Origin of the sequence: Streptomyces sp. WAC05292 (assembly GCF_003949955.1) — a bacterium.
Classification (GTDB): domain Bacteria; phylum Actinomycetota; class Actinomycetes; order Streptomycetales; family Streptomycetaceae; genus Streptomyces; species Streptomyces globosus.
Genome location: NZ_RPSE01000154.1, coordinates 1 through 12,776, shown reverse-complemented (window position 1 = coordinate 12,776; position 12,776 = coordinate 1). Strand labels below are relative to the sequence as shown.

At 73.8% G+C, this 12,776-nt stretch carries 11 protein-coding genes and 1 pseudogene; 5 read left to right on the top strand and 7 right to left on the bottom strand.

Features of this window, described 5'->3' with window-relative positions:
• From EF903_RS17705 to EF903_RS17695, 3 genes are all read right to left on the bottom strand, one after another.
• Positions 1–3,163, bottom strand: a 3,163-nt coding sequence (locus tag EF903_RS17705) for a DNA repair ATPase (RefSeq protein WP_185902706.1), incomplete at its 3' end; no start/stop codon positions are given.
• Between the two features lie 96 nt (positions 3,164–3,259).
• Entirely contained in the window at positions 3,260–5,323 is a 2,064-nt protein-coding gene (locus tag EF903_RS17700; RefSeq protein WP_125544281.1) for a flotillin family protein, read from the bottom strand.
• A 179-nt stretch (positions 5,324–5,502) separates the two neighbouring features.
• Positions 5,503–6,348 carry a class I SAM-dependent methyltransferase gene (locus tag EF903_RS17695; RefSeq protein ID WP_125544279.1) on the bottom strand — a complete coding sequence of 282 codons (846 nt, stop codon included), beginning with the start codon at positions 6,346–6,348 and terminating at the stop codon, positions 5,503–5,505.
• Positions 6,349–6,468: 120 nt separating this feature from the next.
• Here EF903_RS17695 and EF903_RS17690 point away from each other — a divergent pair, with 120 nt between their 5' ends.
• Entirely contained in the window at positions 6,469–7,053 is a 585-nt protein-coding gene (locus tag EF903_RS17690; RefSeq protein ID WP_125544277.1) for a TetR/AcrR family transcriptional regulator, read from the top strand.
• 141 nt (positions 7,054–7,194) lie between these two features.
• Here the strand turns inward: EF903_RS17690 and fxlM are convergent.
• The 4 genes and pseudogenes from fxlM to EF903_RS17670 all read right to left on the bottom strand — a co-directional run.
• A pseudogene (fxlM, locus tag EF903_RS17685) lies at positions 7,195–8,457 on the bottom strand (methyltransferase, FxLD system); the annotation flags it as partial.
• 128 nt (positions 8,458–8,585) lie between these two features.
• On the bottom strand, positions 8,586–8,777 hold the full coding sequence (locus EF903_RS17680) for a hypothetical protein (protein ID WP_125544273.1): 192 nt from the start codon (positions 8,775–8,777) through the stop codon (positions 8,586–8,588).
• A 165-nt stretch (positions 8,778–8,942) separates the two neighbouring features.
• On the bottom strand, positions 8,943–9,707 hold the full coding sequence (locus EF903_RS17675; protein WP_125544271.1) for an ABC transporter permease: 765 nt from the start codon (positions 9,705–9,707) through the stop codon (positions 8,943–8,945).
• Positions 9,704–10,696: an ABC transporter ATP-binding protein gene (locus EF903_RS17670; protein WP_125544269.1), complete on the bottom strand. Its 993-nt coding sequence runs from the start codon at positions 10,694–10,696 to the stop codon at positions 9,704–9,706. Before EF903_RS17670 ends, EF903_RS17675 begins: the two co-directional genes overlap by 4 nt.
• Before the next feature lie 194 nt (positions 10,697–10,890).
• On the opposite strand from EF903_RS17670, the gene EF903_RS17665 reads away from it, so the two are divergent.
• From EF903_RS17665 to EF903_RS17650, 4 genes are all read left to right on the top strand, one after another.
• The gene (locus tag EF903_RS17665; protein WP_185902705.1) at positions 10,891–11,403 is read left to right on the top strand and encodes an RNA polymerase sigma factor; all 513 of its coding nucleotides are present in this window, start codon (positions 10,891–10,893) and stop codon (positions 11,401–11,403) included.
• Between the two features lie 195 nt (positions 11,404–11,598).
• Positions 11,599–11,781 carry a hypothetical protein gene (locus tag EF903_RS17660; RefSeq protein WP_114059201.1) on the top strand — a complete coding sequence of 61 codons (183 nt, stop codon included), beginning with the start codon at positions 11,599–11,601 and terminating at the stop codon, positions 11,779–11,781.
• Between the two features lie 328 nt (positions 11,782–12,109).
• Positions 12,110–12,310: a hypothetical protein gene (locus tag EF903_RS17655; RefSeq protein ID WP_114059200.1), complete on the top strand. Its 201-nt coding sequence runs from the start codon at positions 12,110–12,112 to the stop codon at positions 12,308–12,310.
• Between the two features lie 153 nt (positions 12,311–12,463).
• The gene (locus EF903_RS17650) at positions 12,464–12,643 is read left to right on the top strand and encodes a hypothetical protein (RefSeq protein WP_125544265.1); all 180 of its coding nucleotides are present in this window, start codon (positions 12,464–12,466) and stop codon (positions 12,641–12,643) included.
• The last annotated feature ends 133 nt before the right edge of the window (positions 12,644–12,776 follow it).

Genomic DNA, 12,776 nt, shown 5'->3' with positions numbered 1-12,776 from the left:
CGCCCGCCCCGAACCCCTCGATGGCGCGGGCGACTTCGTCCTGGAGGGCCCCCAGCGCCGGCGCCGCCCCGAACAGGTCCCGGGCCCGGCCCAGGGAGACCGCCCGCCGGCCCAGCGCGTCCCGCTCCCCGCCGCCCAACCCGTGCGCCCAGAACAGCGCGGCCGCGGCCCGCTCCCGCGCCGGGTGCCGCAGCAGCCCCGCCTCCCGCCGCAGCCGCAGCAGCACCCGCAGGACGGCGGCCGCGTCGTGGTCGTGGACCCCCCGCTCGTACCCCTCGTCGTACGCCTCCTCCGCCGCCCGCCGCACCAGTGCGTCGAGCCCGTCCCCGGCGGCGGCCAGCGCGTCCGGGCCGTGCGCGGACAGCAGCCGCGCGGCCAGGTACTCGGCCCGGTACACCTTCGCCGACTCCGACGGCAGCACCCGGTCCCAGTACGGCCGGCTCTCCGCGAAGCCCGGATCCGCGACCGGCCGCCGGTAGTCGGTGCCGGTCAGCGCGAACGCCATGCCGTCCCCGTACGGCACCAGCGTCAGCTCGGCGGTCTCCCGGACCACCGCGAACCGGTGCCGGCCCAGCCGGACCGTCCCGCCCCCGTCCGCGTACAGCTCGGCGCGGTCCCGCAGCGCCCGGCCCGCCTCCTGCCGGGCGGCGGCCAGGCGCCCCGTCAGCTCCTCGGCCCGCACCGGGTCGCCGAGCGCCCGCAGCCGCTCCGCGCTCCGGCGCACCCCGGCCACCACCGGATCCGAGCTGAAGTAGGTGTTCACCGCGTCGTCGTCGGCGAGCGTGCAGGCCCGGCGGACGACCGTCTCCAACACCCGCTGCGCCGACGCGGCGAGGGACTCCGCACGCCGGGCGGCCGCATCCCGCAGGGTCTGCCTGCGCGCGGAGAACGCGTCCTGCACCTCCGCGCGCTTCTCCGCGAGCCGCGCGGTGAACTCCTCGTTCCCCGCGAAGCGGGCCTCCAGGTTCTCCCACTGCACCAGCAGCCGGGCCAGCTGCGCATCGCACTCCCCGGGCGTGCCGGCCGCGGCCAGCGCGCCCGTCGCCAACTGCCCCAGCAGCGCGAACTCCGCAGCGAACTCCGCGGCGCTCTCCTCGTGCAGCAGTTCCCGCCTGCGCGTCTCCAGCCTGGCCCGGGCCTGGTTCAGCGCCCCCAGCACCTCGCCGATCCGCTCCAGGACGGCCGCGCGCCCCGCGGGGTCGCCCGTCTCCAGCCCCGAGGCGACCTCGGTCAGCTCCTGGAGGCCGAGGACGCGGCCCTCCACCTCCCGGCGCAGCGGCTCGGCCTCGGCGGCCGTGGTGACCGCCTCCGCCGCGTCGGCGAGCCGGCGGGCCTCCGCGGCACAGCCGTCGAAGGCGTCCGCCCGCCGGAGGAAGGCCATGGCGCGCTCGGCGGTGGAGCCGACGGCCGAGGCCACCTCCGCGGCCAGCGCCTCGACGGCGCCGGTGTCCGCGTACCGCATCCCGGTGAGCGTGACCAGGTGTCCCTGCGCCCGGCGCAGCTCGGCGATGCGCGCGATCCACTCCTCGGCGCCGGCCGGCGCCTCCCCGCGGATCCGGCGCAGCAGGCCCGCGACGGTCCGGCCCGCCTCGGCCAGCGCGTCGGCGGCCTGCGCGGTGAGCGCCCGTACCGCCTCGAACTCCGCCAGCATCTGCTCCGCCGTCGCCCGTACGGCCGCCAGCGCGGCGTGCAGGTCCACCGCGCCCGGCGCCGCGTCGGCGAGCTCCGCGAGCCACGGGAACCGGTCGCCGGCGCGGACGCAGTCCGCGAGCAGCGACTCGTACAGCGCCGGTGTCGCCGCCGAGGCGTCCGTCTCCCCGGCGGCCGCGGCCCGGCGGGCGACGGCCGTGGTGTCGGCGACGGCACGGACCAGGTCCGGGTTCCCGATCCGGGCGAGCGGCCCCTCCGCCGCGGACCCCCCGTGGGTGTCGGACGTGAAGGGCGAACTCCACTCCTGCACGGCGTGGGACCGCGCCGCGCGCCCGTCCCCCGGCCGCAGCACCACCAGCGTGCCGTCCTCGAACCGGGCCAGCCCGTCGCACGGCAGCGGCGCCGAGACCTCCTGCCGGATCAGGCTGTACGGGAGCAGCAGCCGGCGGTTGCCCGCCCGCTCCTGGAAGACGAACAGCACGTCCTCGCCGTTCGGGGAGGCCACCGAGTGGTCGAACTCCAGGCCGGCGGTGTCCGTGTCGAACGTCCTGACCGTGCCGTCGGCCAGGCAGTAGCCGCCCGGGAAGACGACGCCCCCGTCGTCCGGGAGCCGGCGGCAGGACAGCCCGATGCCGTCCAGCCGGACCACGGTCCCGGTCACCGCGTTGAAGACGAGGTGGCGCCGCGTCTCCTCCTTGTACGGCAGCACCCGCAGCAGGGTCAGCGGCCCGACGACCGCGTACGCGATCTCGGCGTCCGCGAGGGACTGGAGGGACTCGTCCACCGGTTCGCGGTGCACGAGCCCGGCACCGGTCTCCGTGTCGTCTTCCGTCCTGATGCTCAGCGCCCCGCCGACCGTCGAGACGTAGAGCCGCCCGTCGACCGCCGCGTGCGGGTGCCGGCCCGGGACGTGGTCGTCCCGGGTGACCTCCCGCCACCGCACGTCGTGGGCCGCGGGGAAGACGTGGTCGCGTTCGCCCCGCCCGTCGAGGAAGCGCACCGTGCCGGCCGGGCCGGCCCGCCAGCGCAGGACGCGGATGTCCTCGGCCTGCTCGCCGGTCCGGAAGACGGCGAGGAGGGTGTCGTCGACCATGCGGAGCCGCTGGAGGCGGGCCCCGTGGTAGTAGCGGTGCAGCTCGTCGAACTCCCGCCGGAATGAGGGGTCGTCGAGGAGCCCGGGCACGGCATCCTCGGGCAGCGGCTCCAGGTTCCGGTCGTACAGCGCCAGCACGTCCCGTACGGACGTCCCGTCGCCCCGCGGGGCGGTGCCCCGGTAGCCGAACAGCAGGCGGTCGCCGACGGCCACCAGGTCCGCCGCGGTCCGGGCGTCCTCCGTGCGCAGGTGCCCGGAGCCGGCGAGCGCGACCCCGGCAGAGCCGAACGCCGCGATGCGGGCCGCGTTCAGGGCCTCGGCGCCGCGGGCCAGTTCGCCGGCCCGGGCGGCGAGCCGCCCGCGCAGCACCTCGTACGTCCCCGTGTCGGCGCCCGTGGCCGTGTCCCTGCCCGTGGTCATGCGTGCTGCTCCTTCGTGTACGAGATCGTGGGGGGCCGTGGAGCCGCCGCCCCCTCCGCGGCGGCTCCACGGCCGTCGACCGCACCCCCGTGGCGGTCAGTCCCGGGCGGCGCCGTTCACTCCGGCCACCGCGGTCTTCCCTGCGAGCTCGCCCACCGGCAGGTCGGCCAGGCCCAGCTCCCTGGCCTTGGACATCAGCGCGTCCAACTGCCCCGAGCCGGCCGGCATGAGCTTCGCCAGCAGGGCCGAGACGGTCAGGTCGCGGACGTCCGCGGCGGACGTGTTCGCCACCGCGCGGGTGAGGTCGTCGGTGAAGGACCCCGAGCCGTCGAGCCAGGAGGCGGCCAGTGCCTGCGCCGTCTGCGAGTTCTCCATGAACCCGTCGACCGCCCGGCCCATCGACACCGCGCCCACGATCCGGTCGAAGAAGGCGGACTCCCCGCCGACGATGCTGATGTCGGCGCCCTCCAGCCCGGTCGCGAGGACCGCGGCCTGCGCCTCCGCGACCTGCCGCTGCGCGTCCAGCCCGGCCAGCCGGATCTCCTTCTCCGCCTCCAGCCGCAGCCTGTACTCCTCGTGCGTCCGGGACGCCTCGTCCAGGGCGGCCATCGCCGCCGCCTTCTCGGTCAGGCCCGCGGCCTCGGCCTTCAGCTTCTCGCCGACGCCGGCGGCCCGCGCCAGCGCCAGCTCGCGCGCGCCCTCCGCCTCGGCCCGCAGCCGCGCCGCCGTCGCCTCGGCCTCGGCACGGCCGGCCTTCTCGATGACCTCGGCCTCCTTCTCCCGTACGGCCACCCCGGCCAGGCCCGCTGCGGCCGCCTCGGCCCGGATCCCCTCCGCCAGGCGGATCTTGGAACGCGCTTCCAGATCGGCCGCCTTGTTGCGGGCCTCGGCCAGCGTGAGCTCCTCCGCGGCCCGGTGCACGGCCGCCTGCTCCGCCGCCTCGGCGGCCTTGATGTCCTTGACCAGCCGCTCCTGCGCCTCGGCCTCCGCGGCGATCACGATCGCCTGGCGGCCGCGCTCGGCTTCCTCGACGGCCCGCAGCCGCTTGATGGACTCCTCCTGCTCCGCGACCGTGCGGTCCACGGCGATCCGCTCCCGGACGACCTCCGCGATGTCCCGCCGCTCGTTCTCCACCTCCTTGTCGGCGGCGATCCGCGTCAGCTCCGTCTCCCGCTCCCGCGCGATGACCTCCAGCAGGCGGTCCTTCTCGATGCGCTCGTTCTCCACCGCGATGACCCGCTCGCGGTTCTTCGCGGCGACCGCCACCTCGCGGGCCTGGTTCTCCCGCTGGATGCCGAGCTGCTCCTCCGTCTTGAGGAACGCGCTCTGCGCCCGCAGCCGCTCCTCCTCCACCACCCGCGCCGTCTCGGCCTCCTCCCGGGCCCGCGCCGTCTCCACCTCGCGCCGCTGCCGGATCTCGGCGTCGGCCTGCCGGCGCTCCAGTTCGAGGATGGCCTCGCGGGCGTCGACGTTCTGGCGGGTGATCTCCTTCTGCTCGTTCTGCCGGAACTCGTTGGTACGGACGTTCTCGATGGCGGTCAGCTCGGTGATCTTGCGGATGCCCTGCGCGTCCAGGATGTTCCCGGCGTCCAGCTGGCCGACGGGCGTCTGCTCCAGGTAGTCGATCGCCGCGTCCTCCAGGCTGTAGCCGTTGAGGTCGATGCCGATGATCTCGATGATCTTGAAGCGCAGCTCGTCGCGCTTGGTGTACAGGTCCGCGAAGTCCATCTGCTTGCCGACCGTCTTCAGCGCCTCGGAGAACTTGGCGTTGAACAGCTCCTGCATGGTCGCCTTGTCGCTGGCCCGCGCCGTGCCGATGGCCTGCGCCACCCTGATGACGTCCTCCACCGTCTTGTTGACCCGGATGAAGAACGAGATGCGGATGTCGGCCCGGATGTTGTCCCGGCAGATCAGGCCGTCGCGGCCGGTGCGGGAGATCTCGATGGCCTTCACCGAGATGTCCATCACCTCGGCCTTGTGCAGCACCGGCAGCACGACCTGGCCGGTGAAGGTGACGTCGACCTTCCGCATCTTCGAGACGATCAGGGCCTTGCCCTGCTCGACCTTCCTGAACAGCCGGGACAGCACGACCACCACGACGATCGCGACGACCAGGACACTGAGCAGCAACAGGCCGAGGCCCGTCGTGACGACATCCATGAGTTACCCCCTCCACATCAGTGCCGGGCGGCTCGGCCGCCGCTCCGTGAACCGGCCGACGCCGACCCCCCGCAACCGGCGGGCACGGGGCTCCGCCCCTGCGCCGCCCGCGAGGCCCCCATCCTGTTGCGCGGGCGGGCGCCCGCACACTGCCGGATCCCGGCAGTCTTCCCGCCCCTTCACCGCACGGTCGCGGTGACCAGCCAGGCGTTGCCGAGCAGCCGCACCCCGTCGGCGCCTTCGCGGGGGCGGAGCTCGTCGACCAGCCGCCTCCGCGCGTCGGCGGCCGCGGTGGGAGCGGCCTGGGCGAGGAGGTGGCGCAGGGGCCCGGAGGACAGCAGGAGGTCGGCCGCGTGCGCGGCGTCGTCGCCCCATGTGCCGTGGACCGTCACGTGCTCGGCGCGTACGTCCGCCCAGCCCGCCCGCTCCAGCAGCGCGACGGCCTCACCGGGTGCGGAGAGGGAGAACATGCCGGGCCCGCCGGGCTCGCCGAAGCCGTTCGGCGGCAGGAGGCCGGCGAGCGCGGCCAGGGCGGTCAGCCACTCGTTGCCCTCGGGTTCGGCGGCACACAGCAGGGCGGCGCGGCCGCCCGGGCGCACCGCGGCGGCGATGTTGCCGAAGGCGGCGACGGGATCGGCGAAGTACATGACGCCGAATCGGCTGATCACCACGTCGAAGGCACCGCGGGGGAGGGGGTGGACCTGCGCGTCCCCCTGTTCGAAGCGGATGCCGGCGATGCCCTCGCTCCCGGCGGCGGCCCGGGCCCGCTCCAGCATGGGGCCGGAGAGGTCCAGGCCCAGGGCGCCCCCGCCGGGCGCCGCGGCGCGGGCGGCTCGGCGGGTGGTTGCCCCGGCGCCGCAGCCGATGTCGAGGACGCGGTCGCCGGGCGCGATGGCCGCGGCGTCGAACAGGGGGTGGTCGAAGCCGGCGTTGACGGCGTCCCAGCGGTCCCGGTGGGCCGCCCAGTGGCTGCCCTCGTAGCCGTTCCAGGCGCGGGACTGGGCGGTGTTCGCGATGCCGTTCATGGGGTGGAACCTCCCGGTGCACAGACGTGCGGAACCAGACGGAGCCCTACTATGGGCGAGTGCCCAAACAGTATGGGCGTACGCCCATACGTGCAACACCCCTATTCGACGGAGGACTTGATGTCACCACGCGGGGTCGCCATCCCCGATCTGCGCGCCCGGCTCTTCGATGCGGCCGAGCGGGTCCTGGCCCGCGACGGGGCTGCCGCCCTGACCAGCAGGGCGGTGACCGCCGAGGCCGGCTGCGCGAAAGGCGTGCTGCACACGCACTTCACCGGGCTGGACGAGTTCGTGGCCGAACTGGTGCTGGACCGCTTCGCCCGCACCGCCGAACTGGCCGCGGCCCTGCCCGCGAAGGCGGGCGGCGGCACCCCCGCCGGCAACCTCGCCGACGTGGCCTCGGCGGTACTCGCCCTCGACCCCGGAGTCGTCGGCCTGGCGGTGACCCGCCCGGCGGCGGCCCTGCGGGTCCGGGAGGCGTGGGCGGCGGGTGCCCCCGGCTTCGGTGCGGTCCAGACGTCGGTGGAGGCCTACCTCAACGCCGAACGCGCCCTGGGCCGCGTCGCCTCCGGCCTGGACGCCGCCTCCGCGGCCCTGGCCCTGGTGGGCACCCTGCACCACCTCCTGATGACATCCCACCCCGCAGCCCCCCGCCCGCGAACCGTGGTGGAACCCCTGATCCGGACCCTCCTGGGCACCCCCTGACCGATCCGCTCCCGAGGCGGGCGCCGGTGGTCCGACGGCGCCCGCCTCTTGAGCGGCACACCGGTGAGGGGTATGTCTGGAATCTCCGCCTCCGCTCGTGCGGCCGACGTGGCACGCCTCCGGCGCACCGGTGACGCGACGTCAGCCCCAGTCGACGACGACCCGGTTGAGCGGCGTGTCGATGCCGAACCTGCCGGGGCGCGGTCGGGGCACGGGAGCCTCCAGTGGCCGGAGCTCGAAGGAGGCGCACCGCCCCCGGTGGTGTCGGTCCCAAACGCGCACGGTGTCGGCGACCGCGGCGGCGAGTTCCCCGCCGCCCGGGCCGTGGCCGATGACACCGAACTCCCACAGCCTCCCGCCCTCGGGGGTGGTCCGCCGCGAGGGACGCCGGGCGAGGTAGGCCACGGCGTGGCCGTCGAGGACCACACCGGACGACCGGTACGGGTCGTCGACGAGGACGGTGCCCTTCGCGGCCGCCGGGAACACCATGCGGATCAGACCGGAGTCGAAGGAGCAGGAGACGAACAGCTCCATCCACTCCGGCGATTCCCTCGCCTGGACCGTCATGCCGGTCCACTCCTCCACCCGAGGCCCGTCGAGTACGCAGGCCAGGGCATCCCCGTCGACGGGCGTCCCGGCCGGCGCCTGAAGGCGCACGGTCCCGTCCGCACTGATCGGAACGGAGCGCCGGGCATCGTCGGCGATGCCGCCGCGCAGCGGCACGAAGGTGTTCATCTCGCTGCTCAGCGAGACCCACCGGCCGCCCCGGCACTCGTACGCGACCGAGCGGCAGACCGTGCCCTTCAACCGCTGGGGCACGACCAGGCGGCCGCCCGGGGCGAGCTGGTCGAGCCAGGCGCGGGGGATGCCGTGCGCGCCGACGGTGGCGATGACGCGGTCGTACGGCGCCCCGGCGGCGTGGCCGAGCGCGCCGTCACCGGTGTGGACCTCGACATTGGTGCAGCCGGCCGCGGCGAGGTGCTCCCGGGCGCCTTCGACCAGGTCGTCGTCGACATCGACGGTGGTGACGTGGCCGGTCTCCCCGACGAGGCGGGCGAGCAGGGCCGCGTTGTAGCCGGTGCCCGCGCCGAGTTCGAGGATCCGCTCGCCGGGCCGGGCGTCCAACTGGTCGAGCATCACCGCGACCACGGCGGGCTGGGAGGCACAGGAGAGGGCCGTGCCCTCGATGTCGTGCTTCACGGCCACGACGGCGTTGGCGTACGCCTCGTCGAGGGAGGCGTCGGGCACGAACAGGTGCCTGGGCACGGCCCGCAGGGCGGCCTCCACGGCCGGCGTGGCGGCGTGGCCCTCCGCACGGATCCGGTCGACGAGGGCGCTGCGGAGCCGCTCCGCGGCGGCTGCGGAGGCGGTGAGGGTCTGGGCGTTCACCGCGCTGACGCTATCGGCGGCGGACGGACCGGCGGCGCGTGAACCGCGGTCCCGCACCACCCGGTGGATGCGCGTCGCACCGGAACGGTGCTCGGCTCCGGCCCAGCGCGCCGGAGCCGCCGCTTCCCCCCGGGCGGCAGACGTCAGTACGCCCCGAACGGCCAGAAGACCCCCACCTCGGCGTCGGACACCGCGATCAGCCCCAGCTCCTCGAACAGGCCGATGCCGCCCGGGTACTCGCCGGCGGTGAACCGGTGCGCCCTCGTGCCCCCGAGGCCGGTCCGGACGAAGTCCCGCCCGGGTTCCCGCGCCCGAGTTCGACGGCCGCCCGCCACAGGTCCTCCAGTCGGGCGTCGAGGAGGTCGAGGCCGGCGCGGTGATCGTCTGACGTGCTCATGAGCCGACCCCAGGCCGTCTCCGAACGCAGCGAGGGGCGCCGTCCGCGTGATCCGGGCGGGCGGCGCCCCTCCGGTGGGGCAGGCCTCAGCAGGTGCTCCCGTTCACGTACGCGGCTCCCAGCGGAACCTGCGGGCCGCGACCCACGCGAACAGCCCCGTCCACGCGGCCGCGATCACGATCCGGAGCGCCGACTCCCCGAGGCCCAGCTCGCCGGTCCAGCCCGACCGGAACAGGTCGACCGTCGGTGACAGCGGCGCCCACAGCAGCGCGTCGCCCACCTGCTCCGGCAGCACCTCGCGCGGGATGTAGATCCCGGAGATCATCGGCAGCACGAAGATCGCGGGCAGTGTCGCGACCATCACGGACTCGGCGGTCCGGCACAGCGCGGCCGTCGCCGCGGCCATCGCCATCATCAGCAGGATCCCCGTGACCAGCCCCGCGGCGGCGGCGAGCGGCTGCCGCGGGACCGCACCGAACATGACGGACAGTGCGACGGCCACCACGACGATCTGCGCCACGGCGACGGCGACGTACATGGAGGCGCCGCCGGCGAGGATCACCGCGTCCGAGGCCTCACCCGTGCGGAGCCGCTTCAGTACGAGCTCCTCACGGCGCGCCACGTACAGCCCGGTCACCGACGAGTACAGCGAGAAGATCAGCAGGACGCCGGCGGCCGTGGACACCATGAGCGGTCCGGGGTTGAGGCCGTGGTCCGCCAGGTCCATCTGCTCCTGCACGTACCGCATCGAGAACAGGATCATCAGGGGAACGAACACGACGAAGACGTAGTTCGCCTTGACCCTGTTGAACAGCGTCCACTCGATGCGGAACAGGGTCTTCATGTGCTGGATGGCAGGGCGGTTCATGCCTTCTCCCGCGGTTCTGCTGCGTCTTCCGCTGCTGCGTCGTCGTGGTCGTCGTGGTCGTCGTGGTCGTCGGGCAGGCGGGCGATGGAGATGAACGCCTCCTCCAAGGAGGCCGGCCGTGCCGTGAACCGGTCCAGTTCAACGTCCTGGTCCTCGGCCCAGGCCAGGAGCCGGGCGGCGTCCTTCTGGAGCTGCCCGGTCGTGACGGTGATGCGGCCGCCCTGCTCCTCGACCGTGCCGCCGACGGGCAGGTCCTGCGCGCTCCACTGCCCCGGCAGATGGAACGACAGCGTCGCGGGATGGCCGGAAACGATCTCCGAGACCGTGCCCGCCGCCGCGATGCGCCCCCGGTGCATGATCGCCAGCTCGTCGGCCAGCGACTCCGCTTCCTCCAGGTAGTGCGTGGTCAGCAGGATCGTCGAGCCCCGCTCGCGCAGCTCCTCGACCAGCCGCCAGGTCGCGTGCCGCCCCTCGGCGTCCATGCCGGCGGTCGGTTCGTCGAGGAAGAGCACCTCCGGGTTGCCGAGCGTCGCGATGGCCAGGTCCAGCCGGCGCTTCTCCCCGCCCGACAGGTTCTTGACGAGCACGTCCGCCCGGTGCGACAACCCGGCGAGTTCCAGCGCCTGCGCGACGGGCCGCGGCCGCGAGGTCAGTCCGGCCCACATCCCGATGCTCTCCCGCGCCGTCAAGTGCGCGGTGAACCCGCCCTCCTGGAGCATCGCGCCGGTACGGGGGCGGATGCGGGCCCGGTCGGCGACCGGGTCGAGATCCCCGAAGAGGCGTATGCGGCCGCGGTGCGGGGCGGCGAGGCCCTCCAGCATCTCGACGGTGGAGGTCTTGCCAGCGCCGTTGGTTCCCAGCAGCGCGAACAACGAGCCGGGTCTCACGGTGAAACTGACACCGCGGACGGCCATGAAACCGCTTTTGCCGCGTCCGTAGCGGCGCCAAACGTCATGGGCGTGGATGTGGCTGGATTCCGATGCTGCCATAGGGCCTTCCTCAAAGTGGGCGCGCCGGTGGCGATCCTCAAATCTTCCTCAGGCTCTTACCTGTGCTGTCCCAAGATTGAACCATGTGTGTCTAAAGTGATCTTGCCGCAGAGCGTCTGACCAACGCTCAAACGCCGCAGACAAAAAGCCGCTGCTGCCTTCACTGTGGGCGGCGGCCGAGGGGGAGAACTGCTGTGCCCGACTATGCCATTGCCCTGAGCCGCCCCGAGTTGGACGCGTTGCTGCGTGACGTAATTCCGCTGCTCCGGCGGCAGGCGTCGCGATTGCTCGGCGAGGACGCCGACGACGCCGTCCAGACCGCCTGCCTGAAGCTGCTGAAGGCTTCGGACGCCTGGCTCGCACACCCCAATCCGACCGCGTACGCGATGCGGGCGGTCACCACGGCGGCGTACGACCTGAAGAGACGCCAGTCGCAGGACATGCCCGTCGACGAAGTGCCCGACCGGCCGCAGGCCGGGGACCCCCTGGCCCTGCGCGAAGCACGGTGGGAGGTCGCCCGCCTGCTGGCCGAGGTGCCGCGCAAGCAGGCGGCCGCCATCTTCCTCGTCGACGTGCAGGACTACACGATCGACGACGCCGCTGCCGTGCTCGGCGTCCACCGTGGCACCGTCTCCCGCGCCAGGCAGCACGGGCTCCGCGCCATGCGGAAGAAGGCCCTCTGCGGGGGCGTCCGCCGGGTCTGCTGAGGTACGCCGAAAAAGTTTCAGCGGGCAGTCATACGAACGGCGGCCCCCGGCGGTTGATCAGATGGAAGGGCCGCGGGGGCAGGCTCGAAGGGCCGGAAGTCCCCGCACTCGCGAGCGGGAGGCCCTGCCGATGCGCACGAACCACCCGCGCACGGAGGGAGTCCCATGTCTGAACAAGAACTCCGGAGTGCTCTCATGCTCTTGCACAAGGTGAACCAGAACGCCTCGCTCACCGGCTCGCTCTCGCAGCGGACCCTGGAGGGCGCCGTCTCGCCCGTCATGGCCACACCGTCGCTGGTCTTCACCCCGTGTGCCGGCAAGGCAGCGGTCCTCGTGACCGCCGCCGCCGTCGGTTACGCCACCGCGAAGGTGAAGTAGCCCCACGGCCGGCACGCCGTACATCGCGCACCACACCGCTTCACCTGTCCACCGCGGCCGCGCCCGACAAGGGGCCGCCAATCCCTCACGCGTACGGCGCTTTCCCGCGTCCGCCCGTCCGCGCGCGCCGCGCACACATGCGCCGCATTCCCGCGGCGGATACGCGCACCCCTTTACCCGAAGGGTTGCCGTGAACACCCCACACCCGCCCGCCCGATATCCGGAATTCCCCGCGGGCCGAGGCCGGAAAAGACTTCCCGCTGCCCGCCCAAGGCGGACAGCGGGACGATCCGCAATCCACAAAACACGCCAGTAAAGGAAAAGCACCGTGCTGATCCAGAAGGTCAACCTGAACCCCGCCGTCAACGGCGAGCTGCACGCCGGCTCGCCCGCGGGCGCCGCGGCCCCCGTCATGGCCACCCCGGCCATCATCGCCACCCCGGTCATCGCCAAGACGGCCGGCTACGTCGTCGGCGGTGCCGTCGTCACCGGTGCCGCCGCGGTGGCCTACAAGACCGCCACCGGCTGATCCGGTCGGCCCCTGCCGGGTCCGGCGCCCGGTCCTGACACGGACCCCGGCCCGCGTCCGGCCCACGTGTGTCCGGTGCCGGCAGACAGTCCACATGTCTGCCGACACCGGGCCCACTCTTCCCCGTATTACCAGACAACTGGAGGAACAGTCATGTCCGTGCTGATCGAGAAGGTCAACGCCGGTGCCGTGCGTGGCGCCGAGATGCCGGTCGCGCCCGTGATGGCGACCCCGGCCGCGTTCACCGTCGGCCTCGTCAGCGGCGCCAAGGCGACCGCCGTCCTCGTCGCCGCCGCCGGCGTCGGTGCGGCCGTCAAGGCCTGCCAGAAGTAAGCGGATCAGGGGCGGCGAGCCTCCAGCGGTTCCCCGCTCTCCGCCCCTGCACTCCTCCGGCACCGCACTCCTCCGGCCGCCGCTCCCGCAGCCGCCGCTGCTGCGGGAGCGGCGGCCGGAGGAGTGCGGTGCC